This is a genomic window from Pseudoduganella plicata (genome assembly GCF_004421005.1).
Taxonomy (GTDB): Bacteria; Pseudomonadota; Gammaproteobacteria; order Burkholderiales; family Burkholderiaceae_D; genus Rugamonas; species Rugamonas plicata.
The window spans coordinates 4,798,660-4,824,983 of record NZ_CP038026.1 but is presented as its reverse complement, the minus strand read 5'-3'; the positions used below and the strand labels follow the sequence as shown (position 1 = coordinate 4,824,983).

Below are 26,324 nucleotides of genomic sequence, written 5' to 3'. Positions count from 1 at the left end.
GAGCCTGTCACCGGTTTTACAGAAAAACGGTGACAAGCTCCGGTTTTCGACGGCTGTGCTAACGCAGAAATATCGCGGCATAAAAAAGCCCCGCACATGGGCGGGGCAGACTTCAAGCTACGTAACCAACAGTATCAGAAATTCATCTTGAACTGCACACCGTACGTGCGCGGCTCGTTCAGGATGCCGGTCAGGTTGTTGAAATCGATGGCACCGACGGATTGCACCTCGTCGGTGATGTTGCGGCCGTACAGCGCCAGGTCGTATTTGCCGTCGCCCCACTTGTAGCCGACGCGCAGGCCGCCTTCCAGCAGGTCCTTGGCCTTGTACTCCACCGCTTCGTACAGGAAGAAGTTGTACGACGAGCGGTATGACCAGTCCGTGAACGCGTAGGCCTCGCCGTTCGCCACCGGCACGCTGTATTTTAGCGTGAAGTTGTGCTGCCACTTCGGTGCGCGCGGCAGCGGATTGCCGTTGATCAGCGCGACGCGGGTGCCGCCGACAAACGAGACCGGGTTCGTCACCGTGCAGCCGGAGCCGCATGGCAGCACGTACAGGCTCGAATCCTTGATCTCGGTATCGTTGTAGCTGCTGCCGAACGTCATCGACAGGGCATCGGACAGATTGGCCTGGATGTCCAGCTCCACGCCCTTGCCGGTCGCCTTGTCGGCGTTGAGCAGCTGGTTCATGTTGACCGTGCCGCTGCCGGCGGTGAGCTGCTTGTCCTTGACGCGGTAGTGGAACACCGTGGCCGACAGGCGCGCGCGGCGGTCGAACAGGTCCTGCTTGATACCGGCTTCATACGACAGCACCTTCTCGGCGCCAGCCATCGAAGGACGGCTGGCCAGGTCGTTCAGGCGGCCCTGCATCGACGGCGCGCGGTAGCCCGTGGCGATGCGGGCGAACACGTTGGTGTCTTTCGTGACGACGTACGTGCCGCTGGCATCCCAGCTGACGTTGGTCGAGTCGTCCGACAGCGGCAGGTAGGTGCGGCCCGTCGTTTCGATGCGCTGCGCCACGAAGTCCTTCTTGTCGCTGGTGTAGCGCAGGCCGCCGCGCACTTTCAGGCGGTCGTTGATCGCGTAGTTGACGGAGCCGAAGGCCGCCCACGACTTCGCGTTCTGCTCCTGCGTTGCGTAGTTGGCGTTCTGCGGATTGCCCGGTGCCAGCGAATCGAACGAGATGCTGTCGATCTGGATGTCTTCCTTGAAGAAGAACACGCCGGCGATCCACTGCAGCGGGCCCTTGTTCGTCGACTCGGCGCGGAACTCCTGCGACAGCTGCTTGTGGTTCGGGATCACGTCCGCCGTCTCGACGACAAACGGTATAAAGCCCGGGCCCATCGGCGGCGCGTACACGGCGCCGTAGCCACCGTCCACGTCGGCGCGGCTGTAGAAGTCCAGCGTTTCGTAGCCCGTGATCGAGTGCAGCGTCACGCCCGGGAGGTCCCAGCGCAGGCGCAGGTTGGCGCCCTTGTTCTTCAGATGCTGCTCGTTGATGCCGTCGGTCGGGTAGCTGCCGAAGTCGAAGTTGTCGACCAGCTCATTGGTGCCCTTCTTCAGGATATTGGCGCGGAACAGCGTCGCGTTGCCATCCATGTCGCGGCCATGGACGTTGAACAGCGCGCTGAAGTTCGACGTCGGCTTGACCAGCACCTGCAGGCGCGCAGCGTTGTCCTTGTAGCCTTCGAATTCGCGCGTGCCGGTCGGGCGGTTGTTGTCCACGCGGTTGCCGCGGTGCTGCGACTGGCCGGAGAAGCGGATCGCCACGGTATCGCTGACGGGGATGTTGTACGCACCGTCGACATTGCGGATGCGGTCCTTGCCGAAGCCGGCCGACAGGTAGCCTTCCGTCTTGAACACCGGCTTGGCCGAGTCGAACTTGATGACGCCGGCCGGCGAGTTACGGCCGAACAGGGTGCCCTGTGGACCGCGCAGCACTTCCACCTGGTCCACGTCGAACACGGGGAAGCCCTTGAGCATCGGGTTTTCCTGGACGATGTCGTCCATCACCAGGCCGACCGGCTGCGACGCGTTCAGGTCGAAGTCCGTATTGCCCAGGCCACGGATATAAAAGCGCGGGAACGTGCGGCCGTAATCGGATTCGATCGCAACGGACGGCGAACGGCCGGACAGGAAGCGGATGTCCTGGCCGCCGGACGTCAGCACGTCGAGCTTCTCGCCCTTGACGGTGGCGATCGACATCGGCACGTCCTTGATGTTCTCGGCGCGGCGCTGGGCCGTGACGATGACCTGTTCGAGCTGGCCCGGCTGGCGTTTCTCGACCACAACGTCGGACATGCCGTCGGCGGCAGGCTGTCGCGCCTCCTGTGCAACGGCACCGTGCAGCGGGAATGCCGCGGCGACTGCCAGCGCGATCAGCGTACGCGCAGCGTAGCGGGTGGGTTCAGTCATGGACCAGCTCCTTCTATGGATTAAAAAACACCGCAGCTATGCGGAAAAAGCAGACGAAACGTGCAGGCAAAACGCGATGCTAGCACCAATTGACAGGTGCGAAAATTGCCCGCAGCCCCATTCCATTGATATGAAAAATATATAAATCGCTAATCAAAAACGTATTTGTCATACATATCATGGCTGTTGCATAGTTGAGAGCTACCCTTCCGTCGCGCTCGAGACAGCGGCGAGCGCTCTGTGGCAGGGCGCGCAGAGGGAAGAAGGCAAATAGTGGGAGGCGTATTGAAAATGACGGCACCGGTCGTCCGGCGCGAAAAACAACGCTAGAGGCGTTGCTCGAACCACCGACGTAATGTTGCGCCAACGCGACAGTGATAACAGATCGTTAATTCATTGCGTTAAATAATGTGCAACTGATGGAAATCTAGCAACGCTTGTTAGCGCGAATGCACTGAGCAAGCCCTCTAAATCGGCGGGTTTCCGAGATGCAGGCAATAGTGGTCTACATGTTTTGCTCGCAAAAACTATACAATAACGAACTTCCAGGAGCCTACTCATGCAAATCAAACAAGTAACGATGATGATCGCCGCAGTGGCGGTATCGGCCAGCGCTGCGGCGGCCAACCCGAAACTGGGCATCGTCTACGATGCGGGCGGCAAGTTCGACAAGTCGTTCAACCAGTCCGCTTTCGAAGGCGCCTCGCGCTTCAAGAAGGACACGAACATCAACTTCATCGAAGTGCAGGCCTCGTCCGACACGCAGGCCGAACAGGTGCTGCGCGGGCTGGCCCGCAAGAAGCTGGACCTGATCGCCTCGATCGGCTTTGCGCAGACGCAGGCGGTGCAGAAGGTCGCCAAGGAATTCCCCAACGTGCGCTTCGTGCTGATCGACGGCGTCGCCCAGGGCAACAACGTCAACTCGATCACGTTCAAGGAAGAAGAAGGCTCCTACCTGGTGGGCGTTGCCGGCGCGATGGCATCGAAGTCGAAGAAGCTGGGCTTCATCGGCGGCATCGACATCCCCCTGATCCGCACGTTCGCCTGCGGCTACGCGCAGGGTGCGAAGGCCGTCGACAAGAAAGCGGAAGTCGTGCAGAACATGGTCGGTACCACGGCTGCGGCCTGGAACGACCCGGCCAAGGGCGGCGAACTGGCGCGCTCGCAGTTCGAGCGCGGCGTGGACGTCGTGTTTGCCGTCGCGGGCGGCTCGGGCATGGGCACGCTGCAGATGGCCAAGGACAAAGGCAAGCTGGCCATCGGTGTGGACTCCAACCAGAACCACCTGTATCCCGGCTCGGTCCTGACCTCAATGGTCAAGCGCGTCGACAACGCCGTCTACGACAGCTTCATGCAAATGAAGAACGGTACGTGGAAGGCCGGCGTCACGGCCAAGGGCATCAAGGAAGGCGGCGTGGACTGGGCGCTGGACGCCCACAACCGCAAGCTGATCACGCCGGAAATCGAGAAGAAGGTGCTGGGTGCCCGCAAGGACATCATCGATGGCAAGGTCAAGGTCATCGACATCCGCTCGGGCGCCGCCTGCCCGGCCTGACCATCCTCTAACGATCGGGACTTCCCGTAGAAACGCGCCGCAGGGGCATTCTCCTGCGGCGCGTTTTTCAGTAACAACCACCTGAAAATCCTATGCAGCCAGCAGTTGAATTTCGCGGCATCTCCAAGCACTTCGGAGCGGTCAAGGCGAATACGGACGTCAGCTTCGCGATCGCCAAGGGCGCCATTCACGGCCTCGTAGGCGAGAACGGCGCCGGCAAATCGACCCTGATGAGCATCCTGTACGGCTACTATCACGCCGACGGCGGCGAGATCCTGCTTGACGGCCAGCCGCGCCAGATCCGCAGCAGCCAGGAAGCCATCCGCCTGGGTATCGGCATGGTGCACCAGCACTTCATGCTGGTCGAGAACATGACCGTGCTCGATAACGTGATGCTGGGGACCGAGGGGGGCTTTCGCCTGTCGTCGCACCGCGCCGCCACGGAGAAGAAGCTGCGCGAGATCTGCGCCACGTACCGCCTCGACGTCGATCCGCTTGCCACGATCCACGACCTGTCCGTCGGCGCGCAGCAGCGCGTGGAGATTCTCAAGCAGATCTATCGCAGCGCCAACATCCTGATCCTGGACGAGCCGACGGCCGTGCTGACGGCGCAGGAGACGGAGTCGCTGTTCCAGATCCTGCGGCTGTTCAGGGAACAGGGCAAGACCATCATCCTGATCACGCACAAGCTGCAGGAGATCATGGACATTACCGACAGCGTGACGGTCATGCGCGCCGGCCGCGTGGTCGGTGCCGTGCGAACGGCGCAGACCACGAAGGAGGAGCTGGCCAACATGATGGTCGGCCGCCCCATCGAAAACAACCTGCCGCGTGCGCCGTACAACCCGGGCAAGGCGGTGCTGGACGTGCGCGACCTGCAACTGAAGGACAGCACCGGCGTGGCGCTGCTGGAGGACATCGGCTTCACGCTGCGTGCCGGCGAGATCGTCGCGATCGCCGGCGTCTCCGGCAACGGCCAGAGCGAACTGATGGAGATCCTGTCGGGCATGCGCCTGCCGACGTCCGGCGCGGCCGACTTCGAAGGCAAGCCCCTCCCCTTCGACCGTTCCGACGCCGATGGCCTGCCGCTGGTGTTTCGCCACCTGGGCATCGCCCACGTTCCGGAAGACCGCCTGCGCGACGGCGTGGTGAAGAACTTCTCGGTCATGCAGAACACGGTGCTGGGGTACCAGGACCACCTGAAAGGCAGTTTCGGCCTGTTCGACTTCGGCCACATCGCCGAGCGCTGCGAAAGCCTGCTGAAGGAATTCGACGTGCGTCCGCCCAATCCGGACCTGCGTATCGGCCTGCTCTCGGGCGGCAACCAGCAGAAGGTCGTCATCGCCCGCGAGGTGCTGGCCAAGCCGAAGCTGATGCTGGTGGGCCAGCCGACGCGCGGCGTCGACATCGGCACCATCGAGGCGATCCACACCCAGCTGCTGGCACTGCGCGACGCCGGCGTCGCCATCCTGCTGGTGTCGGTGGAACTGGAAGAAGTCCGGGCACTGGCCGACCGCATCCTCGTGATGTGCGGCGGCCGCATTACCGGCGAACTGAAGATTGAAGAATTCGACACCACCCGTATCGGGCTGCTGATGGGCGGGATGCAAAAATCATGACCACTAACGATATGCCACGCTGGGCAACCGGCATTGTCCTGCCGATCCTGAACCTGCTCTCCGCGCTGCTCGTTGCCGCGCTGGTGATCCACCTGCTGGGCGAAGACCCCGTCGAGTCGATGCAGATCCTGATCAACAGCGCCATCGTCAATCCGGAAGGGTTGTCGTACACGCTGTTCTACGCGTCGACCTTCGTCTTCACGGGCCTGGCCGTATCGATCGCGATGCAGGCGGGCCTGTTCAATATCGGCGCCGAAGGCCAGATGTACTTCGGCGGCCTGGGCCTGACGCTGGCGATGCTGGCGTTCGACGCAGCGCTGCCGTGGTACCTGCTGATCCTGGCCGGCATGATCGGCGCGGCCCTGTTCGGCGCGCTGTGGGCCTTCATTCCCGGCTACCTGCAGGCCAAACGCGGCAGCCATGTCGTGGTGACGACGATCATGTTCAACTTCATCGCCGCGTCGCTGATGAACTTCGTCATCGTCAAATACCTGATCCCGCCGGGCGAGCAGAATACCGCCAGCCGCGTGTTCTCGGATGCGGCCGCGCTGCCGCCGCTGAACGCCTGGTTCCCCGTGCTGGGCGATACGCCGCTGAACATCAGCTTCTTCCTGGCCATCATCGCGCTGGTGATCTACGGTGTCGTCGTGTCGCGCTCCGCGTGGGGCTACAAACTGCGCGCCACGGGCCTGAACAAGCACGCCGCGCACTACGCCGGCGTGAAGATCTCCGCCATGATCATCGTCACGATGCTGATCTCGGGCGCCCTGGCCGGCCTGGGCGCCGTCAATTCCATCATGGGCTCGACGCACTACCTGTCGCTGAACTTCGTCGGCGGCGCCGGCTTCGTCGGCATTGCGATTGCGCTGATGGGACGCCAGCATCCGGTCGGCATCTTCCTGTCGTCCGTGCTGTTCGGCGCGCTGATCCAGGGCGGCTTCGACCTGTCGCTGGAAAAGCCGAACATCCCGACCGAGACGTTCATCTTTATCCAGGGCCTGATCATCCTGTTCTGCGGCGCGATGGAAAACCTGTACGCGCCCGTGCTCATCAAACTGATCAAAGGGAAAAAGGGCTGAGATCATGACCTTCGAAGATCTTCATCTGGGCAGTATCGTCGTCTCGACCGTGCGCAACGCGCCGGTCCTGATTTTCGCCGCCATGGCCGGCCTGTTCGCGGAGCGCTCCGGCGTCATCGACATCGGCCTGGAAGGCAAGATCCTGGCCTCCGCTTTCGTCTCTGCGGCAGTCGCATTCGCGACGCAGAACCCCTGGTACGGCATCCTGGCCGGCATGGCCGTGTCGATCGCGCTGGCCACGCTGCAGGGTTACGTGGCCGTCACGCAAAAGGGCAACCAGCTCGTCGCCGGCATCGCCATCAATATCGCCATGAGCGGCCTGACGTTCGTCGTGGCGCAGTACTTCTTCCAGCAGGGCGGCCGCACGCCGGACCTGGGCGAAGCGCGCCTGCCGTACGTGACCCTGCCGGGCAGCGAAGCGGTGGCGGACGTGCCGGTGCTGGGCTGGATCTGGACGCAGCTGCTGGGCGGCCACTCGGTGCTGGTGTACGCCGCATTCCTGCTGGTGCCGCTGGTGCACTGGCTGCTGTACCACACCCGCTTCGGCCTGCGCCTGCGTGCCTGCGGCGAGAACCCGCACGCGGCCGATGCCGCCGGCGTCTCCGTCGAACGCACCCGCTATACGGCGATGCTGATTGCCGGCGCACTGTGCTCGTTCTCGGGCGCGTACCTGGCCATCGTGCAGAGCGGCTTCTTCCTGCGCGACATGTCGGCCGGCATGGGCTACCTGGCGCTGACGGCCATGGTGTTCGGTAACTGGCGCCCGACGTTTACCTTCCTGGGCTGCCTGATGTTCGGCTTCTTCAACGCCGTGCAGATCCAGCTGGAAGGCGTCGACCTGCCGGTCGTGGGCCGCATTCCCGGCGCGCTGATCCAGATGGTGCCGTATGTCGTGACCGTGATCGTGCTGGCCGGGTTGATGGCGAAGTCGGTGGCGCCGAAGGCGATCGGGGTGCCGTTCGTGAAGTCGCGCTGATGGTGCCGGGGCTTGAGGTCGCGGCTGGCGGCTGATCCGCTGGGGTCTGTCCCCGGTAAGTGGCGGCCTTGCCTTGGTCGCCGGCGCTGGGGTCTGTCCCCGGTAAGTGGTGGGTGTGCCGGAGTCGCCGGCTTATTCAGGGGACTGACCCCGGTTTTTGAATTTTGCCTGTGCCTCGGGCAAAAAACCGGGGTCGGTCCCCTGACTGCGCTAACGACTGTGGTGAAAGCCTTTCCTTACCGGGGACAGACCCCACGCGTCATTTCTGCGCCAGCACCCATTTCACCAGCGTATGCGCCTCGGCATCGGAGACGGCATTCGGCGGCATCGGCACCGGGCCCCAGACACCGGCGCCGCCCTTGATGATCTTCTGTGCCAGCTTGGCCTCGGCATCCTTCTGCCCTTTGTACTTGGCGGCGACGTCCTTGTAGGCCGGGCCGACCAGCTTCGTTGCGACGGCGTGGCAGGCCATGCAGTTCTTCGATTTCGCCAACTCTTCCGGCGTGGCGGCGTGTGCCAGCGAAGCGCTGACGATTGCTGCAAACGACAGCAGACCTGCTGCGACAAGTTGTTTCTTCATTGTGTGCTCCCCTGATTGAATTACTCCGATTCTAGAGCATCCCGCGTTTTGACGGCGCCGACATCGCCCCGCGAAAACAGGTGCAACGCCGCGTACTGCAGCAGCATGATCGTCTTGCCGTCCTCGATGGCGCCACCGGCCGCCATCGCCAGCGCCGCATCGATGTCGAGCTCCACAACCTCGATGTCTTCCCCCTCCTCCACCACACCGCCGCCCTGCCCGATCCGCTTGTCCGCGCCGTATTCGGCGACAAAGAAGTGCAGCCGTTCGGTGACGGACCCCGGGCTCATGAACGCCTCGAAGACGCGCCGCACTTCACCGACGCGGTAACCCGTCTCCTCCTCGACCTCGGCGCGGATGCGCTCTTCCGGCGTGGCGGCGTCCAGCAGGCCGGCGGGCGCTTCGAGCAGGAAGCCGTCGTGCGTGCCGCCGTAGCGCCAGGCAGGAAAGCGGAACTGGCGTACGAGGATGACGGTGCGCCGTGCCAGGTTGTACAGCAGGATCGTCGCGCCGTGGCCGCGATCGTACGTCTCGCGCGAGACCGTCTGCCACGTGCCGTCGCGGCGGCGGTAGTCGAACGTGGTTTTCTTCAGCAGATACCAGTCGTCCGACAGCGTTGTCACTTCCCTGATGCGTATGTCCATGATGGCTCCATCTGTTTGCGTTGTTTTTACGATATCATGCAATATCATGCAATCTCAAGAAATTTCGCGCATATGCTGACCCGACAACGCAAACAACTGCTGCTCAAGATTCTCGATGAGGAGGGACAGATCGTCGCCAAGACGCTGTCCGAATCGCTGGGGCTGTCCGAGGACACGATCCGGCGCGACCTGCGCGAACTGGCCAAGGAGGGTCTGCTGCAACGGGTGCACGGCGGCGCCCTGCCCGCCTCGCCCGCGCAGGCCAACTTCGCCGTGCGCGAGACCATCTCCACGGACGCCAAGCCTGCCATCGCCCGCGCCGCCGCCGCGCTGATCGAACCCGGCCAGGTCGTGTTCATCGACGGCGGCACGACGTCCGTCCAGCTGGCGCGCGCGCTGCCGCGCGACCTGCGCGCCACCGTCGTCACGCACAGCCCATCCGTTGCGGTGGAGCTGGTCGAACACCCGCACGTTGAGGTCATCATCGTCGGCGGGCGGCTGTTCAAGCACTCGATCGTGGCCTGCGGCGCGCAGGCGCTGGAAGCCATCGCCGGCATCCGCTGCGACGTGTTTTTCATGGGCGTGTGCAGCCTCGATCCGGAGGCGGGGATCACGACGGGAGATTACGACGAGGCGTGCATGAAGCGCGCGATCAGCGCGACGGCGCAGCGGACAATTGTGCTGGCGTCGCCCGAGAAGCTGGGCACCGCGGCGCCGTTCGCGATTGCGCCGCTGGCGACAATCGACGGCATCGTCGTCAGCGGGAAGACGGATGCGGCGCTGCTGGCGCCGTACCGGGAGATGGGGATCGAAGTAACGTTGGCGTAGGAGACATGGGGGACTGGCTCGTTTCTCGGGGTCTCCTACCCTGTGGAACGTGCCTGCCCCCGACGTTCACCTCAAAGCGAATCAGGACCAGATGATTCAGGGCCAGATCGTCTGCAGCAGCGCGGCCAGGTGATACCCGCCCTTGATCAGCTGCTCGCGCGCGATGGCGGACGACGGCACCGGATAATTCTCCGGTACGGTGAGCGCCCACACCTTGTACGACTCGCCCGTGCTCTTGCTGGTCTGCGTGGACACCGCGCCGACCGTGACGCCCGTGTGCGCCAGCTTCGACACGACCAGCGCGTCGTTGGCCCACTGGTATGGCCAGTTCATGACATCGCCCGTGTTGACGGAAACCGTCGGCTTGGTGTCGATGGCGTATTGCGCGAATTGCTCCGGCGTGCGGGTGCTGGAGCGGCGCATCGCATAATCGACGACCGTCGTGTCCCAGTACGAGTGGAACGGCTTCGTCGGCGACTTCTGCGCCGGCACAGGCGCGGCGTCGTCTTTCGGTGGTGCCGGCGGAATCAGCTTGCTCGACGTCGCCGCCAGCACCGCATCGTCCAGCAGCAGGCTGTTGCCGCCGCGCGAATCGAAGACATTCAGCGCATCGACCTCCGCCTGCTTCGTGGGCACGACGAATTTTCCATCCTTGCCGACAAAGCCCGCGCCCACGTGCAGTGGCTGGTGGATGTCGCCGGCCAGGTGCGTGACGATCAGCAGCGCCTGGCGTTTGGTGAATTTGTGCGGATTGGTCTGCGGCGTGTCCTTGCCCTGCAGGACGGCAATCGCCCCTTTCAGAGTCTGCACGATGTCGTCGTCGAACGTGCCGACGCCGTGGTCGTGATACGCGTCCAGCTGGAACGGCACATCTGTGTAGTGGTATTCCGAGTGCTTCGGATTGGCGTTGACGTATTCCGTCATCTCCGCCGTTTGCGGGCCGCACCAGTTGCCCTTGACGCAGTCGGCCCAGACGGCGATCTTCTCCAGGCTCTCGCCGGGCAGCAGCAGTGCCGCCACCTGTTTCTCCGCGTTGCTGCCCTTGATCAGCTTATCGGCAATGGCGCCCACGGCGCGGTGGCCGTCGCTGCCCCATGCCAGCGCGTTGGACGTGACGAAGGCGCCGGCCAGCGCCACGATGCATGCGAGTTTCTTCATTCTGCTACAGCCTTTTCGGTTGCCTTGTTCGGTTTCGGGTAATCGCGGTTGATGTCCAGCTTCTGCGCATACGGCGAGCTCCAGGTCTGCTCGTGCAGCGCCGTCAGCCGGCGCGCCATGGCTTCGTTGCGCATGACGACTTCCAGGTTGCGCGACAGGTCGAAATAGCCGCCGGCCCAGTTGCTGGTGCCGACCCATGCCAGCTTGCCGTCGATCGTCATCGTCTTGCTGTGAATGACGCGGGCGAACGGAATGAAGCCGGTGGAGGCGCGCGGCAAGGTGACGACGCGGATCTCCACGTTCGGCAGCACGGCCAGGCTTTTCAGGTAGGGCAGCGCGGGCGCTTCCAGGTTCCAGTTCGACACCATCAGCTTGATCTTCACGCCCCGGTTGGCGGCGGCACGCACGGCGTTGTCGATGACGGCGTAGTACGGCCGCGTGCCATTCGGTCCATACGACAGCGGCGCGTAGTCGAGCAGCTGGATGCGCACTTCTTCCCTGGCGTCCGCCAGCAATGCCGGCAGTCCCGTTTCGGAGTCGCGCACGCCGGGCGGGTTGTACGCGGCGGGGCTGGCCAGCAGATACGCCGGCCGCGCCAGTTCCGTCGGCGCGACGGCGGCAGCGGCCTTTGCCTGCAGCGGCGCCACTTTCGCGCCGTGCGCCAGCGTGCCTTGCGCCGCCCAGTCCTGCTCGAAGATGGCCTTGACCTGGCCGACGACCGTGGCATCGTCGATCTTCAGGCCCGTCTCGTGGATATGCGTGAACGAGCGCCAGTCGAAGTTCTGGCTGCCGACGAACGCCACCTTGCCGTCGACCAGCGCGTACTTGGCATGGATGATGCCGTTGCCCGTGATCTGGCTGTAGTCGAGGATGCGCAGTTCCAGGTTGGGGATGGCGCGCAGGCGGTCCAGCGTCGCCGCATCGGACAGGTTCACGCCCTTTTTATCGAGCAGGAAGCGGATCTTGACGCCGCGCCTGCCGGCAGCTTCCAGCCGCTCGATGACTTTCTCGAACGGTGCGCCGGCCTTGCCGACGGCGTAGAACTGGCCGATGGCGATGTCCTGGCGGGCATTGTCGAACAGCTCGCACCAGACGGTGATGGCGTCGCGCACGTCGGGGTTGGCGAGCGACGTCTCGACGGGCGTCGTCAGCACCAGCTCGAAGCCGGGAATGCGGAAGTCGGCGTGGGCGCTGCCCGTGCCGGCGGCCAGCAGCAAAGAGAACAGGATGCGGCGCATGACGGCTCCTTATCGGACGCGCACGATGCGCGGCTGTGCCGGCGCGAGGCCGGCCGGTTTCTGGTCCTGCTCGCGGCGCGCCAGGTAGGCGTTCAGCGAATCGATGTCGCGGATGCCCGTCTCGGCGCGATTCGTCCCTTTCGCGAACATCGGGAACGCGTCGCCCCCTTCGGCCAGGAAGTTGTTGGCGGCGACGCGGTACGATGCGTTGTCGTCCAGCGGGATGCCGTTCAGGCTCGCCTCCAGCACGCGCTGGCCGGCCGGCTTGCGCAGGTCGTATTGGTACGTAAAACCTTCGGATACCTGCAGCAGGCCGCGCGTCTCGGCCTTGTCGCCGACCCACTGCTGTTCCAGCAATGCGCGGATCTGCGCGCCCGTCAGGTTCATCACCGTGGTCGTGTTACCGAACGGGAGGACGGCCAGCGCCTGGCCTTTCGAGACGACGTTGCCCTCCCCCGTTTCCAGGGTGGCGCGGATGCCGCCCGTGTTCATGAACGCGATCTGCGCGCCGTAGGGACGGCCGCCGAACAGCGTGGCATCGGCCACCAGGTTGCCCAGCGCCGATTCGTCGCCGCCTTTCGCATCGCGCGTGACGGCGGGTACGGCGATGCGCGCCACGGGCTTGGCCAGTTCCGCGTTGCCGCGCTGGCGCACTTTCGCCAGATACGCTTCGGCGCGTGGATCGCTGCCGAAGGCGCCTTTTTCCATGACGACGTTGCGGGCACTGACATCGACCACCTGGTTGGTCTGGCGGTCGACGACCAGCTTGATGCGCGACAGCATATGGCCGCCCATCTGCGCCTGCGTCACCAGCTTGCCGTCCACTTTGCACAGGTAACCCTTGTGCGAGTGGCCGCTGATGACGAGTTTGATCGCCGGGTCGAGCTTTCTGACGACCGGGACGAGATCGCCTTCCAGGTCGTCGCAATACTGTTTGTCGAATTCGGCGGCGGTACGGCCGCCCTGGTGCAGCAGTACGACAAAGACCCCCACGCCCTGCTTGCGCAGTTCCGGCAGCAGCCGGTTGACGGCTTCGGCTTCGTCGCCGAACTGCAGGCCGGCGATGTTGGCAGAGGCCACCACTTCGGCCGTGTCCTTCAGCACCGCGCCGATGAAGGCGATCTTGACCCCTTTCGATTCGAGGATGCGGTACGGGGGCAGCAAGGGCTTGCGCGTATTGGCATCGATGACGTTGGCGGCCAGGTAATCGAATTTCGCGCCACCCCAGGCGCCGTCGAACTTGCATGCCTTCTCGGCACGTGGCGACGCGCAGCCGCCCTTCTGCTGGCGCAGCAGCTCGATCCGGCCCTGGTCGAATTCATGGTTGCCGACGGACGAGACCTGCAACCCCAGCAGGTCGAGCGCGCCGATCGTCGGTTCGTCGGCCCACATGGCCGACAGTGCCGGGCTGGCGCCGATCATGTCGCCGGCGCCCACCAGCAGCAGCTCGCGGTCTTCCTTGCGCCACGCCTGCAGCGCGGCACCCAGCGTGTCGATGCCGCCTGCCTGCACCGTGCGTTCCTTCTTCTCGCCGACGCCGGCATAGGTGAACTTGTCGGCTTCCAGGTGGCCGTGCAGGTCGTTGATGGCGACCAGGTTGATTTCGGTCGTGCCTTCGGTGGGGCGCGTGGCGCAGCCGGCCAGCGCGATCAGGGCGGCGGCAACGGCAAGGGAATGTGGGGAGAATTTCATGGGATCGATACGGAACGGGAACTGTTTATTGTACAGGCGCGACGGTGCTCGCCGGACGGCAAATTATGCGTTGAAACCTTACGTTACATGGCTGTCCGACGCCGATGCGACCGCAAAAAAAGGCCGGCGATTGCGCGCCGGCCTTTCGATCGAATCAAGTCATGAAGAACTTAGAATTCGTACTTCACGGTAGCCTGCAGGGCCCACTGCGATTCGCCCTTGACCTGGCGCACTTCGAAGTCCTCGACCTTGTCGCGTACCTGGTAGACGTACTTGCCGCCTTCGATACCGGCGAAGTCGACGAAGTTACGCGCCTGCGCGCCACCAACGGACTGGAAGCCCACCTCGTTGATACGGCCCCACTTCTTGTTCAGCAGGTTGCCCACGTTGAACAGGTCGAAGGTGACTACACCCTTGTGACCCTGCCAGAAGCCAGGCACCTCTTGCGAGATACGCAGATCGAACGTGTTGGTCCATGGCGAGAAGCTCGTGTTGCGGCCGACGACCTTGCCGGCGGAGTCACGCAGGCCGCGGTTCGCGTCCACGATGCTCCAGAACTTCTGCTCGTTGGCGTGGTTCGTTGCCGAATCGCCCTTGAACACGACTTCACCCGAACCGAACGCCTTCGGGATGTACATCAGGTCGTTGCCGGCGATATCGTCGCCGTTCATGTCGTTGTTGAACGTCCAGCTGTATGGCTTGCCCGAACGGCCTTCGTAGAACAGGCCGAAGGTCGTGTTGTACGCACCGAAGAAGCGCTTGCGGAAGTTCAGCACCGCGTTGATGCGGTCCTTGACCAGGTAGCTCGAGTTGGCGACGACTTCTTCGTTCGGGTTGTAGACCGAGCGGCCGTTCCAGTTCGAGTTCGACGTGGACGACGTCAGCGGCGACACTTCCTTCGACTCCGTGTACGTGTACGACACCGACCAGCCCAGGCCCGAGATCATCGGACGGCTCAGCGACAGCGTCGCCAGGTTGCTGCCGCCCTGCTTGGTGCCGGTGGCAACCAGCACGTTGGCGAAGCCGGCATTGGCGCCGGAGCGGGCACGCAGGCCCGAGCAGGCGCCGGTGGTGACGCGGGCGCCGGTCGAGGTCCAGCAATCGGTGTTGTAGGCCTGGCTGGTGTAGTACAGCTCGCGGCCATCGCTGCCGATGCGCGTTGCTTCGCCCAGGTTCAGGTTGCGGTAGTAGATCGCGTCACGCACGTCCGTTTTCAGGTATTCCGCGCTGACGACCAGGTTGTACCATGGCAGTTCGTGATCGATGGCCAGGTTGGCCTTCCACACCGACGGCTGGCGAAGGCCAGGCGCCAGGATGTCGACCGATGCCGCCGGCGTGCCGGTGGACGGGATCGGCTGGTTGGCGATGTCCGGGCTGAACAGGCCGCCCGTGGTGTTGCAGGCTGCCAGGCCGCTGGTGCCGCAGCCGGCGACTGCCGTTGCCACGCCGGCGTTCTGGAACGGGTTGCCCAGCCAGACGGCCATGGCCGAACCCTGGAACAGGCCCACACCGCCGCGCAGCTGCGTGCGGCGTGCGGATTCGAAGTTGTAGTTGAAGCCGAAGCGTGGCTGCCACAGTTTCTGGCCGTCGAATGTGTTCGTGTTGTCCAGACCGAAGCCGCCCGTCTGGCGACCCGTCGGCGACGTGCGCGCCACGGTGGCGGCGGCCACGGCGTTGTTGCGCAGCGGACGCGAGCCGACGTCGATGCTGTCGACGCGGAAGCCGCCGCTGACGGTCAGCTGTGGCGTGACGGTCCATGTGTCCTGCAGGAACAGGCCCGTGTTCTTCATCGTGAACCTGGCGACCGCGTCTTCCAGCGAGTAGCCCGTATTGGCGATGGTGCTCTGGTACGACGTCGGACGGCCGCGGCGGAAGTTCTCCAGCACCGCCGCTTCGATCGTCGAGGCGGCGACGTTGTTGCCGCACGATGCCAGCACCCCTTCGTTGCCTTGCGCGTCGCGCGGCAGGAACTGGTAGCCGATGCCCTGCTGGCAGGCGAACGTGTAGTTGCCGTACACGTTCTGGACGAATGCGTTCATGATCTCGTTCTTCTGGTAGTCCGCGCCGAACTTGACTTCATGCGCGCCCAGCTGCCAGTTGGCGCCGACGTAGTAGTCGTCCGTCTTCGTGCCCAGCACGTTGCGCTGGCGGCTGTTTTCCGTACCGAAGTTCAGGTTGCGGTCGTTGGTCGACGTGCCCGATGGCGTGCCGGCCGGCAGCGCACCGGAGAAACGCAGCCCGACCAGCGGCAGCTGCGAGTTCAGCTTGGGCACGCTGTCGTAGTCGCGCGTGGACAGCTTGACTTCGGTGGAGAAGGTCGGGGTCCAGTCGGACGTCAGCTGCGCAACCTTGGTCTCGATGACTTTAGCCTGGTTATACCAGTACGAGTTCAGCGAGATGCCGGTGGCGGACAGGCCCGGGAAGATCGGTTCGGTCTGCTCGGTCTTGGACCAGCGGAACATCGCGCGGTGATCGTCGCTGATGTTCCAGTCGAACTTCAGCAGCTTGTCGGTAACGTCCAGCATCGTGCCGCCAGGGACGGTCGAGCTGCCGACGTCCATGCCGTAACGGTCCTTGGCGATCTGCTGCGCCTGGGCGATTGCTGCCGGCGTGATGGCCACGTTCGTCAGGTTGCTGCCGACCGGGCCGAACGACGGCGCGGTACGGGTCGATTCCAGCTTCTCGTAGTTGGCGAAGATGAACAGCTTGTCCTTGATCAGCGGGCCGCCGACGGTGGCGCCCTTCGTCGTTTCCTTGAACTTGGCTGGCTCGTAGTACTCGCCGGTGGACTGGTTGAAGCGGTCGCCCACGGTGCTGTCGTTACGGAAGACGTAGTAGACGCTGCCGCGCACCTTGTTCGTGCCGGACTTCGTCACGGCGTTGATGTTGCCGCCGGTGTAGCCCTTCTGCGTGACGTCGTAGTTGGCGACGTTGACCTGCACCGACTGGATCGCTTCGATCGAGATCGGCTGCTTCGACGTCGGCGAGCCGGAGGCTTCCAGGCCGAACGTGTCGCTGACGGACACGCCGTCGATGGTCAGCGTGTTGTAGCGGCTGTTCTGGCCGGCCACGGACAGTTCGCCGCGTTCCTTGTCGGTCTGCGATACGCGCGGATCGGTACGGGCGTAGTCCTGCAGGTTGCGATTGATCGAACCCTGGATTGCCAGTTCGGTGGCGCTGATGTTCGTGCCGGCGCCCATCGTGGTTTTCGAGAAGCGGTCGTTGCGCACGGCGCTGCCGGCCACGACGACCGTCTGCATCGGCTGGCCCAGCTGGGCGTCGATCGCGGCCGTTTCGGCGAGGTTGACGAAGACGTTGTCACGCTTTTCGATGACGCCGTTCTTCTCGATCGTGATCGTATACGGACCGCCTACGCGCAGGCCGCGCGCGACGTAGCGGCCCTGTGCGTCGGTGGTGACGTTGCTGACGGAGCCGGACTCGACGTGCAGGATGGTGACCGTTGCGCCAGCGGCAGGATTGCCGTCCGCGCCGGACACGCGACCGCCGATGGCGGAAGTAGTGTTCTGGGCGAACGCCGGTGCCGCAGCCAGTGCGATGGACAGGCTGAGCGCGATCTGCGTTAGCCGGAGCCGTTTTTGATTCATCATTATCTAACCCCAAAAAGGACTGTTTTATAGGCGTTTTTGGCGTAGTTCCTGCAAGTTACGCCGTCGACGCCACTCTTTACTTGTGCTGCAAAATCATTGCAGGGACGACCTCGCAACCACACGGCTGACTGTACGAGGGTCCCCTAGCCGACCCGGAATTCTAGCGGGGGTCAATGTCACAACCATGACATCTTTATGACACTTTCGTGACAACCCAAGCGCACCTTCGGGCTAGACTCATAGCTGTCGAATTACTATGCATGAGTGCCAAAGACGTGACAAATTCGATTTACGGCGCTTACTTATATGCGCAAGCAATAAATCGATGGTAAAAACTCGCTGGAATGAGTGCGCTGGCGGGAGCCGGCTGACCGGCGCGATTATAAATGAGCGGTTTCTTGATGAAATTAATTCATTTAGAAATTGCAAAATCGGTGGCAGACACACCACAAACTGTAGCGCGGCGACCACAGAGTTGTCGGAATAAAAAGAAGAGCAGACAACATTTTCGGTTTGGGATGGCCGAAGAGATTGTCAGGAAGGGGGATATCCCGGTGGCTTCGGTCACCGGGATATTTTTTTGGGCGGCTGGTTGATTGCCCCTGGCGGAAAAAACCGGTGACAGGCTCCGGTTTCTGGCTTGATGGCTGCGGCGATGTCCGCTTCGCACTTGTCGAAGAGGCTGTCGAGCTGCTTCAGCAGGCGCGTCTTGTTGGCCGGGACCAGGAAGGCGTGAAACCGGTGACAGGCTCCGGTTTTCCGAAAACGGAGCCTGTCACCGGTTTCCGCGCCAAGGTGCCTGGCCCCAGCATTATTTGATGGCTGCGACGATGCCGGCTTCGAACTTGCTGAACCGGCTGTCCAGCTGCTTGAGCAGGCGCTGTTTGTCGGCAGGGGCCAGGAACGCGTAGCGGATGCTGTCGTACGACAGCTTTTTCACCTCCGCGTAATCGGTCTTGTAGCGCGTGGCAAACAGCACGTACTCGTTCGACAGGTTGTGGCGCGTGACGCCGGCATCGTCCGTGGACAGCACGAACGGCACGCGATATTTGCGGTACAGCTCGATCGGGTGCTCCGCGCCCTTGACGCCCAGGATGAACTCGTTGCTCGTCAGGTTCACCTCCACGGGCACCTTGCGCTCGCGCATGCTGCGCAACACGCCGAGTGCATCCTTTTCATGTGCGATGTCGATGCCATGGCCGATGCGGTCCGCGCCCGCCACCCGCACCGCTTCGGCGATGTGGAACGTCAACCCTTCCGGCGGCACGATACCCAGCTTCAGCTCGCCGGCGTGCAGCGCCGTTTTCACGTCCGGATACTTCGTCTTGAGGAAGCGGAACATCTGCATGTGCAGGCTGTAGTCGCGCATCGACACATTCAGGCTTTCCTGCCCGACGATATTGACGCCGACGATCTGCGGGCTGGCCTGCGCCAGCTTGAAGCTCGACAGCATCTGCGAGAACACGATTGACGGTGACAGGAAACGCAGCACGTAAGGCTGGTAGCGCATCGTAAACTGGTCGTCGTCGATGCCGGCGCTGCTGGTTCTCACGTTGGCCAGGTAATCGTCGATCCCCTTGGCGAAAGCCGGATTGGCCTCCAGCTTCGCCGCCAGCGCCGTCAGCGCCCCATCCAGCGCCTTCGGATCGAAGCCGGGCGACTGTACCAGCTTGTCGAAGTCCGGATCGGGCGTCACCGGGGCCAGCTCGAAGATCGTTTCGATGTACGCCAGGTTTTCGGCGATTGCGCGGTTCTTCAGCGTGCGCAGGCCTTCGTTCGAGTTGGTCGACGCGACGGGACCGAAATAGCCGAACGTGTCGAAGAATGTCTGGTCGGGCGGGGACTGGTCGGTGCTGTGGTTATAGAAATCCAGCGTCGACCACTTCTGCAGCAGCGCCCGATACGCGTTGTTGTCGGCCACCAGGTCGGCGCCGGAAACGCAGGACCGCAGCGGCGCCGCCTTGGCCTTTTCAGCGGCGACTGCCGCCTTGTCGGTATTGATGCGCAAGTTCGTCTTGTTGACGCAGTAGCCCTGCTTGTCCACCCACTCCAGATACTGCTCCGCATAGATGGCGCCGGAGTAGTGATGATGCAGGTCGCCGCCTTTGGGCATCATCGTCAGGAACATCGTCAGTTCGGCCGTCTTCGGCTGCGGCCCGGCCACCAGGGTGGCAAAGTGACGCTTGACGATGTCTTCGTTGCTGGCCGCTTGCGCGCTGCCGGCAAAGGCAGCGATGACGGCCGCTGCGATGATGAGGTTTTTCTGCATGACGGCTCCTGTGTGTGAGGAAGGTCAGTCCCGGCGTTCGTGCACCAGCCGCCCCGCCGAATACGTGGCGGCGACGGCCCGGTCGTCGCCCAGCAGCGCCAGCGCAAACAGCAGTTCTTCCAGGCTGTCCGAGTTGGCCGTGCGGCGCGCCAGCAGCGGCGTGGCCTGAGGATCGAGGACGATGAAGTCGGCCTCGCGTCCGGCGGCAAAGCTGCCGATCGTGTCGTCCAGGTGCAGGCTGCGCGCGGCGCCCAGCGTGGACAAATAGAACATGCGCAGCGCCGGCAGGTAGCTGCCCTTCAAGCGCGCTACTTTATAGGCTTCATTCATCGTTTGCAACATCGAGAACGACGTGCCTGCGCCCACGTCCGTCGCCAGCGCCATGCGCATGCCCGCCTGGTCGGCCTTTTCAAAATCGAACAGGCCGCTGCCAAGGAACAGGTTCGACGTCGGGCACACGGCGGCCGCCGAGCCGGTGGCTGCCATGCGCGCGCGATCCTCGCCATCGAGCCAGATGCAGTGGCCGAACACGGCGCGCGGACGCAGCATGCCGTAGCGGTCGTACACGTCCAGGTAGCTGCGCGCCTGCGGATACAGCGTCTTCACCCAGCCGCACTCCGCTTCGTTTTCGGACACGTGCGTCTGCAGGAACGTATCCGGGTAGGCGTTTGCAAGCTCGCCCGTGACGGCCATCTGCGCTTCCGTGGACGTGGGCGCGAAGCGCGGCGTGATCGCATACAGCGAGCGCTCGTGCCTGTGCCAGCGGCGGATCAGCTCTTCCGTCTCGCGCGCGCCGCTTTCGGCCGTGTCGCGCAGGAAGTCCGGGCAGTTGCGGTCCATCAGCACCTTCCCGGCGATCATGCGCAGGCCGCGCGCCTCGCTGGCCGTAAAGAACGCGTCCACCGATTGCGGATGCACGGTGCAATACACCATCGCCGTCGTGGTGCCGCAGCGCAGCAGCTCGTCGAGGAAGAACTCCGCCACGCCCGCCGCATGCGACGGATCGGCAAACGCGCGCTCGGTCGGGAACGTGTACTGCTCCAGCCAAGGCAGCAGGCCTGGCGCCGGCGAGGCGATCATGTCGGTCTGCGGATAGTGCACGTGTACGTCGATGAAGCCCGGCGTGATCACCTTGCCGCGGTAGTCGGCGGCAGGCGTATCCGGGGGCAGCGTCCCCACCAGTTGCGCGTAGTCGCCGGCCGCGACGACTTTACCGTCGGCGACGATCAGCAACCCGTCCTCGTGCCACGCATGGGCGTGTTCCGCGAAGGCCGGATCGGCGTGAAAATGCAGCAAGCCGGCTCGGTAGGCTTGCAGGGTTGTTGCGGTCATATCTTCAGTTCTCTTGGGGGTCAAGGGCGGCTTGCGCCTGCCACAGTATCAGTAATTGCGCGGCGACGGAGGCGGCGATCACGGGCGGCGCCTTGTCATCGATGCCCGGCAGGCCGATCGGGCACACCATCGTGGCAATGCGCTCGGGCGCAATGCCGCGCGCGGCCATGCGGCTTTCGAATTGGGCGCGCTTGGTTTTCGAGCCGATCAGGCCGAACCAGCCGACGCGCTCGCGCGCCAGGATGGCTTCGCACAGGCGCTGGTCCAGCGCATGGCTGTGCGTCATGACGAGGTACGTGGCGTTCGGCGGCGCCAGCGCCACCAGCGTTTCCGGCGTATCCGTCACCTCCACCGTCACGTTGGCCGGTATGACGGCCGGGAACATGTCGTCGCGCTCGTCCACCCACGTGACGCTGCACGGCAGCTCCGCCAGCGCGCGCACGATCGCCGCGCCCACGTGGCCGGCGCCGAACAGCAGCACGTTGGCGCGCGGCGCGAGGACAGGATCGACCAGCCAGCGGCGGCCGGAGGCATCAGCGATCAGGCGCGCGGTGCCGTTGCCGACCGGTGCGATGGCGCTGCCCGCGATCAGCGCACCGGCGTCGTCGAACAGTGCGCATGCGGGCTCGCCGTCGATGGCCGTCACGCGCCAGGAGTCTGCACGGCGTCGTCCACGCAACGCCTGCAGCACGCCCGCCAGGTCGGCGCGGACGGGTTCCAGCGTCAGCCACACCACGCCGCCGCAGCACTGGCCGAGGCTGGGACCGAGCGGGAAGCGTTCATAACGGACAGCCACGTCGCCCGCAGCGATCATTTCGCGTGCGATTTCAGCGGCGCGCAGCTCCAGATGGCCACCGCCGACGGTGTCCAGCTGCGCTCCCGCCGTCACCAGCATCTTCGTGCCGGTCGCGCGCGGGCTCGATCCTTCCACCCGCGCCACCGTGACCAGCACGGCCAGCCCGGCGGTCGCCGTCAGCCACTCATTCATCGGCAAAAACCCGGGACACAAAACCCGGGACAGACCCCTGTTTTGAGGAAACGCTAACCTGCACGGCGTCGATGGCGCGCAAAATTTCTTCGCTCGTCGCGGGGGCGTTCAGCGGCGGGTTAACCTTGTGTTCGCCCACGCTGGAGATCGCGTCGCGGATGGCAAAGAAGACGGAGAACGGCAGCAGCAGCGGCGGCTCGCCCGTCGCCTTGGAGCGATGGATGCTGTCCTCGACATTGCGGTTGTCGAACAGGCGTACCCGAAAATCTTCCGGGCAGTCGGAGATGCCGGGGATCTTGTACGTCGACGGCGCATGCGTCATCAGCTTGCCCGCATCGTTCCACCACAGCTGCTCCGTCGTCAGCCAGCCCATGCCCTGGATGAAGGCACCTTCGACCTGGCCGATATCGATGGCGGGGTTGAGCGAGGCGCCTGCGTCGTACAGCGCATCGGCGCGCAGCAACTTCCATTCGCCCGTCAGCGTATCGACGACGACCTCCGAGACGGCGGCACCGTATGAGTAGTACGAGAACGGGTGGCCGGTCATCGTCTTCGGATCCCAGTGCAGGCCGGGTGTCGCATAGAAGCCATCGGACCACAGCTGCACGCGCGCCAGGTAGGCTTTCTGCACCAGCTCCGGGAAAGGTACGGCGTGGCCGTCGACGTGGACGGCGTCATTGTGGAAGCGCACCGCCGCCACGTCGCCGCCGTACTGCTTCACCGCGAAGGCTGCCAGCCGCTCGCGGATCCGGCGCGCCGCATCCTGCGCCGCCTTCCCATTCAGGTCCGCGCCTGTGGAGGCGGCCGTGGCGGACGTGTTGGCGACCTTGCCCGTGTCCGTCGCGCTGGCGCGTACGTGGCACATGTCCACACCCAGTTCATGCGCGACGACCTGCATCACTTTCGTGTTGATGCCCTGCCCCATCTCCGTGCCGCCATGGTTGACGAGTACCGAGCCGTCCACGTACACGTGCACCAGCGCGCCCGCCTGGTTCAGGTGCGTGACATTGAAGGCGATGCCGAATTTGACCGGGGTCAGCGCCAGGCCCTTCTTCAGCACGGGGCTGGTGGCGTTGAATGCGGCGATGGCTTCGCGACGCTCGCGGTAGGCGCTGGTGCTTTCCAGTTCCGCAGTCAACTCGTCAAGGACGTTGTCGACGATGACCTGGCCGTACGGCGTTTCGTTACGCTCGCTCTTGCCATAGTAATTGGCGCGGCGGATATCGAGCGGGTCGCGCCCTAGGTTGCGGGCGATTTCGTCGATGACGTATTCGATGGCGATCGCGCCCTGAGGTCCGCCGAAGCCACGGAACGCCGTGTTGGACTGCGTGTTGGTCTTGCCGCAGCCGGCGCGGATGTCCACGTCCGACAAATAATATGCATTGTCGAAGTGGCAGACGGCACGCGTGGCGACAGGGCCGGACAGGTCGGCGGAATAGCCGGCCCGCAACGTCATGTCGACACGGGCGGCCACGATCTTGCCGGCATCGTCGTAGCCCACTTCATATTCATAGTAGAAACAGTGGCGCTTGCCGGTGACGAGCATGTCGTCGTCCCGGTCCGCGCGCAGCTTCACGGGACGCTTCGTCAGCGCGGCCGCGATCGCTGCCGCCGCTGCCCACAGCGCCGACTGCGACTCCTTGCCGCCGAAGCCGCCGCCCATGCGCCGGCATTCGACGGTCACGTGATGCGAGTGCAGTCCCAGCGCATGCGCGACGACGTGCTGCATCTCGCTCGGGTGCTGCGTCGAGCACTGCACCAGCATGCCGCGGTTCTCCTTCGGGATCGCGTACGCGATCTGGCCTTCCAGGTAGAACTGCTCCTGGCCGCCGACGAACAGCTCGCCCCGCACCACGTGCGGCGCGCGCTCGAACGCGGCCTGCGCATCGCCCCGCTGCAGCCGCATCGGCGGCAGCACGTAGGAGCCGGCCGCCTTGGCCGCCTGCGGCGTCAGGATGGCCGGCAGTTCTTCGTACGTGACGACGGCCTTGCGCGCGGCGCGCCGTGCGTTCGTATGCGTATCGGCCACCACGATGAAGATGGGCTGGCCCACGTACAGCACTTCGTCCACCGCGAAGATCGGATCGTCGTGGATGATCGGGCCGCAGTCGTTGGTGCCGGGAATATCGCCAGCCGTGTACGCGGCCACGACGCCGGGGCAGGCCAGCACGGGCGCCAGGTCCAGGTTGAGAATTTTCGCGTGCGCCTTCGACGACAGGCCCAATGCCGCGTGCAGGGTGCCCTGCACTTCCGGGATATCGTCCGTATACGTGGCCTGGCCGAGGACGTGCAGCTCGGCCGATTCATGCGGGCGCGCGACGCCGACGGCCGTCCAGGGCGCGGTCAGTTCAGGCGTGACGGGATGGTTCATGACAGCTCCTTCACGCAGGCGAAAGCGTTGACGGCGCTGGCAGCCAGCGGCGCATCGGGACGCGTCTCCAGCCAGAAGCGGCGCAGCAGGTTCTGCGCGCTGCGCAGCCGGTAACCGCTGGACGCGCGCATGTCCGACAGCGGCGCGTAATCCAGCGCCAACGCTGCCATCGCTTCCTTCAGCGCGGGTTCGTCCCAGCGGCGGCCGGCCAGCAGCGCTTCGGCCGTGCGGGCCCGCTTCGGCGTGGCGGCCATGCCGCCGAAGGCGATGCGGGCGGATCCAATGGTGTCGCCGTCCAGCGTGAACGCGAAGGCGGCGCAGACGGCCGAGATATCCTGGTCGAAGCGCTTCGCCAGTTTATACGTGCGGAACGCAACCTCCGGACGGCGCAGCGGCACGCGCACGGCGCGCACGAATTCGCCCGGCTGCAGGTCCTTCTTCATGTAATCCAGGTAAAAATCCTCCAGCGCCAGCACGCGGTCGCCGCCCGCGCCGCACAGCACGACCTGCGCGCCCAGTGCGATCAGCCACGGCATCGAGTCGCCGATGGGCGAACCGTTGGCGACGTTGCCGCCCAGGGTGCCCGCATTCCGGATCGGCAGCGAGGCAAAGCGCTGGCGCATCTCGCCCAGTTCCTGCGGATAGTGCCGGCACAGCGCGCCGTACGCGGTCTCCAGCGATACGCCGGCGCCGATCTCGATCATGCCGTCGCGCTCCGTCACGGTCTTCAGCGCATCGACGTGGCCAAGATAGATGATGTCGTTCAGTTCGCGCAGTCCCTTGGTGATCCACAGGCCCACGTCCGTGCAGCCGGCCAGCAAGGTGGCGGCCGGGTTGGCGGCACGCAGCTGGATCAACTCGTCCAGCGTGCGCGGCGCCAGGAACGTCTGGCCGTGCGCGCTGTAGACGGCCAGGCGGTCGCGCTTCAGCGCCGCCAGTTGTTCCGTCAGCTGCGCCGTGTCGAACGTCACGCGCGGCAGCTCAGTCATGCGCCGCGCCGCGTCGATGATGGGACGGTAGCCGGTGCAGCGGCACAGATTGCCGGACAGGCAGTCGTCGATCTGCTTGCGCTGCGGCGCCTGGCCGTCCAGCTTCAGGTACATGCCCCACAGCGACATCGCAAAGCCCGGCGTGCAGAAGCCGCACTGCGAGCCGTGGCACTCGACCAGCGCCTGCTGCACCGGATGCAGCGCGCCGTCCGGCTGCTGTAGGTCCTCCACCGTGAACAGCGCCTTGCCGTCCAGCGTGGGCGTCAGCTGGATGCAGGAATTGACGGCCTTCAGCTCCAGCCGGCCGTCCACCACCGTGCCCAGCACCACAGTGCAGGCACCGCAGTCGCCTTCGGCGCAGCCTTCCTTGGTGCCGGTACAGTGCAGGTCCTCGCGCAGATGCTGCAAAACAGTCTGCGTGGGAGCGGCATCGCGCACTTCGTGCACGGCGCCGCGGTAATAAAAACGGATGGGTTCAGACATGCTGGCCTCGGAATGGTCCTATCTTCCCAGACTAACACTCCGGCGGGCTTGGCTTATGGGATAACGTAGATGAGCGTTATATGTCTTGCGATATCTTACTTCATCACGTCGTAACACTGTTTGAGGCGGCCATCCGCAGCCGGAGCCAGTGCGGCATAAATTTGCAGCTTGCGGTCACTGCTCTCGGAATGCAGGTCAATGAACACGAATACCGTTGGCTTTGGCACCAGCCGCCATTCCTTGAATATCGCCCAGCGGGTTGTTTCTGGTTCGCTCGCCAGGCGGTGACCAGATACCCGTCATCCATGAAACTCTGCCGCCAGTCCCGATCGACCTCGTCTGAATCAGGGTGCTTATCCGGGCCGCTGTGGTTCGACTCTCCATTGACGACAGCCACTCCGGATTTGACCATATTAATGAAGTTCGCCATGTATGCCCTGACCGGCGCATGCAGTTCTTCGGGCAGGTCGTCCAGCGATTCTGTTACATCTTGCGTCATTA

Annotated in this window: 19 protein-coding genes; 6 read left to right on the top strand and 13 right to left on the bottom strand. The window is 64.2% G+C overall.

Translation table 11 applies throughout. From position 1 onward, the window contains the following. Positions 1 to 134: 134 nt before the first annotated feature. The gene (locus E1742_RS21400; protein WP_134387149.1) at positions 135 to 2,414 is read right to left on the bottom strand and encodes a TonB-dependent receptor; all 2,280 of its coding nucleotides are present in this window, start codon (positions 2,412 to 2,414) and stop codon (positions 135 to 137) included. A gap of 559 nt (positions 2,415 to 2,973) precedes the next feature. Between E1742_RS21400 and E1742_RS21395 the strand changes: the two genes are divergently transcribed. The 4 genes from E1742_RS21395 to E1742_RS21380 all read left to right on the top strand — a co-directional run bounded on the left by E1742_RS21395 (position 2,974) and on the right by E1742_RS21380 (position 7,643). Continuing rightward, a complete protein-coding gene (locus E1742_RS21395; protein WP_166793532.1) occupies positions 2,974 to 3,969 on the top strand; it encodes a BMP family lipoprotein in 996 nt (331 codons plus the stop codon). A 92-nt stretch (positions 3,970 to 4,061) separates the two neighbouring features. Further along, positions 4,062 to 5,588 carry an ABC transporter ATP-binding protein gene (locus tag E1742_RS21390; RefSeq protein ID WP_134387148.1) on the top strand — a complete coding sequence of 509 codons (1,527 nt, stop codon included), beginning with the start codon at positions 4,062 to 4,064 and terminating at the stop codon, positions 5,586 to 5,588. Further along, positions 5,585 to 6,667, top strand: a complete 1,083-nt coding sequence (locus E1742_RS21385) for an ABC transporter permease (protein ID WP_134387147.1) — start codon at positions 5,585 to 5,587, stop codon at positions 6,665 to 6,667. The genes E1742_RS21390 and E1742_RS21385 overlap by 4 nt, the downstream gene beginning before the upstream one ends. Positions 6,668 to 6,671: 4 nt before the next feature. Then, positions 6,672 to 7,643 carry an ABC transporter permease gene (locus tag E1742_RS21380; protein WP_134387146.1) on the top strand — a complete coding sequence of 324 codons (972 nt, stop codon included), beginning with the start codon at positions 6,672 to 6,674 and terminating at the stop codon, positions 7,641 to 7,643. Between the two features lie 259 nt (positions 7,644 to 7,902). Here E1742_RS21380 and E1742_RS21375 read toward each other — a convergent pair whose 3' ends face one another. Together E1742_RS21375 and E1742_RS21370 are read right to left on the bottom strand one after the other, a co-directional pair. Next, positions 7,903 to 8,223, bottom strand: coding sequence for a c-type cytochrome (locus E1742_RS21375; RefSeq protein WP_134387145.1), 321 nt, complete (start codon positions 8,221 to 8,223; stop codon positions 7,903 to 7,905). Between the two features lie 20 nt (positions 8,224 to 8,243). After that, positions 8,244 to 8,867 (bottom strand): NUDIX domain-containing protein, encoded by a 624-nt coding sequence (locus E1742_RS21370; protein ID WP_134387144.1) that lies wholly within the window; start codon positions 8,865 to 8,867, stop codon positions 8,244 to 8,246. Positions 8,868 to 8,939: 72 nt separating this feature from the next. Here E1742_RS21370 and E1742_RS21365 point away from each other — a divergent pair, with 72 nt between their 5' ends. Further along, positions 8,940 to 9,695: a DeoR/GlpR family DNA-binding transcription regulator gene (locus E1742_RS21365; protein WP_134387143.1), complete on the top strand. Its 756-nt coding sequence runs from the start codon at positions 8,940 to 8,942 to the stop codon at positions 9,693 to 9,695. A 96-nt stretch (positions 9,696 to 9,791) separates the two neighbouring features. Here the strand turns inward: E1742_RS21365 and E1742_RS21360 are convergent, their stop codons facing one another. From E1742_RS21360 to E1742_RS21345, 4 genes are all read right to left on the bottom strand, one after another. After that, positions 9,792 to 10,853 (bottom strand): S1/P1 nuclease, encoded by a 1,062-nt coding sequence (locus tag E1742_RS21360; protein WP_134387142.1) that lies wholly within the window; start codon positions 10,851 to 10,853, stop codon positions 9,792 to 9,794. Then, the gene (locus tag E1742_RS21355) at positions 10,850 to 12,091 is read right to left on the bottom strand and encodes a phospholipase D-like domain-containing protein (protein WP_134387141.1); all 1,242 of its coding nucleotides are present in this window, start codon (positions 12,089 to 12,091) and stop codon (positions 10,850 to 10,852) included. The genes E1742_RS21360 and E1742_RS21355 overlap by 4 nt, the downstream gene beginning before the upstream one ends. Positions 12,092 to 12,100: 9 nt before the next feature. Next, a complete protein-coding gene (locus tag E1742_RS21350; RefSeq protein WP_134387140.1) occupies positions 12,101 to 13,783 on the bottom strand; it encodes a bifunctional metallophosphatase/5'-nucleotidase in 1,683 nt (560 codons plus the stop codon). Positions 13,784 to 13,953: 170 nt separating this feature from the next. Then, positions 13,954 to 17,391, bottom strand: coding sequence for a TonB-dependent receptor (locus E1742_RS21345; protein ID WP_134387139.1), 3,438 nt, complete (start codon positions 17,389 to 17,391; stop codon positions 13,954 to 13,956). Between the two features lie 618 nt (positions 17,392 to 18,009). Here E1742_RS21345 and E1742_RS21340 point away from each other — a divergent pair. Next, a complete protein-coding gene (locus E1742_RS21340; RefSeq protein WP_134387138.1) occupies positions 18,010 to 18,210 on the top strand; it encodes a hypothetical protein in 201 nt (66 codons plus the stop codon). On the opposite strand, the gene E1742_RS21335 is transcribed toward E1742_RS21340, so the two are convergent. The 6 genes from E1742_RS21335 to E1742_RS21310 form a co-directional block, all read right to left on the bottom strand. Then, a complete protein-coding gene (locus E1742_RS21335) occupies positions 18,203 to 19,660 on the bottom strand; it encodes an adenosine deaminase family protein (protein WP_134387137.1) in 1,458 nt (485 codons plus the stop codon). The genes E1742_RS21340 and E1742_RS21335 overlap by 8 nt on opposite strands. Before the next feature lie 24 nt (positions 19,661 to 19,684). Continuing rightward, positions 19,685 to 20,992 carry a guanine deaminase gene (guaD, locus tag E1742_RS21330; RefSeq protein WP_134387136.1) on the bottom strand — a complete coding sequence of 436 codons (1,308 nt, stop codon included), beginning with the start codon at positions 20,990 to 20,992 and terminating at the stop codon, positions 19,685 to 19,687. Positions 20,993 to 20,996: 4 nt separating this feature from the next. Then, positions 20,997 to 21,980, bottom strand: coding sequence for a xanthine dehydrogenase accessory protein XdhC (xdhC, locus tag E1742_RS21325; RefSeq protein ID WP_134387135.1), 984 nt, complete (start codon positions 21,978 to 21,980; stop codon positions 20,997 to 20,999). Then, positions 21,973 to 24,351: a xanthine dehydrogenase molybdopterin binding subunit gene (gene xdhB, locus E1742_RS21320; protein ID WP_134387134.1), complete on the bottom strand. Its 2,379-nt coding sequence runs from the start codon at positions 24,349 to 24,351 to the stop codon at positions 21,973 to 21,975. The genes xdhC and xdhB overlap by 8 nt, the downstream gene beginning before the upstream one ends. Beyond that, complete coding sequence (xdhA, locus tag E1742_RS21315; RefSeq protein WP_134387133.1) at positions 24,348 to 25,823, bottom strand: xanthine dehydrogenase small subunit; 1,476 nt, start codon at positions 25,821 to 25,823, stop codon at positions 24,348 to 24,350. The genes xdhB and xdhA overlap by 4 nt, the downstream gene beginning before the upstream one ends. A gap of 103 nt (positions 25,824 to 25,926) precedes the next feature. Next, positions 25,927 to 26,322 (bottom strand): hypothetical protein, encoded by a 396-nt coding sequence (locus tag E1742_RS21310; RefSeq protein WP_134387132.1) that lies wholly within the window; start codon positions 26,320 to 26,322, stop codon positions 25,927 to 25,929. Positions 26,323 to 26,324: the final 2 nt, after the last annotated feature.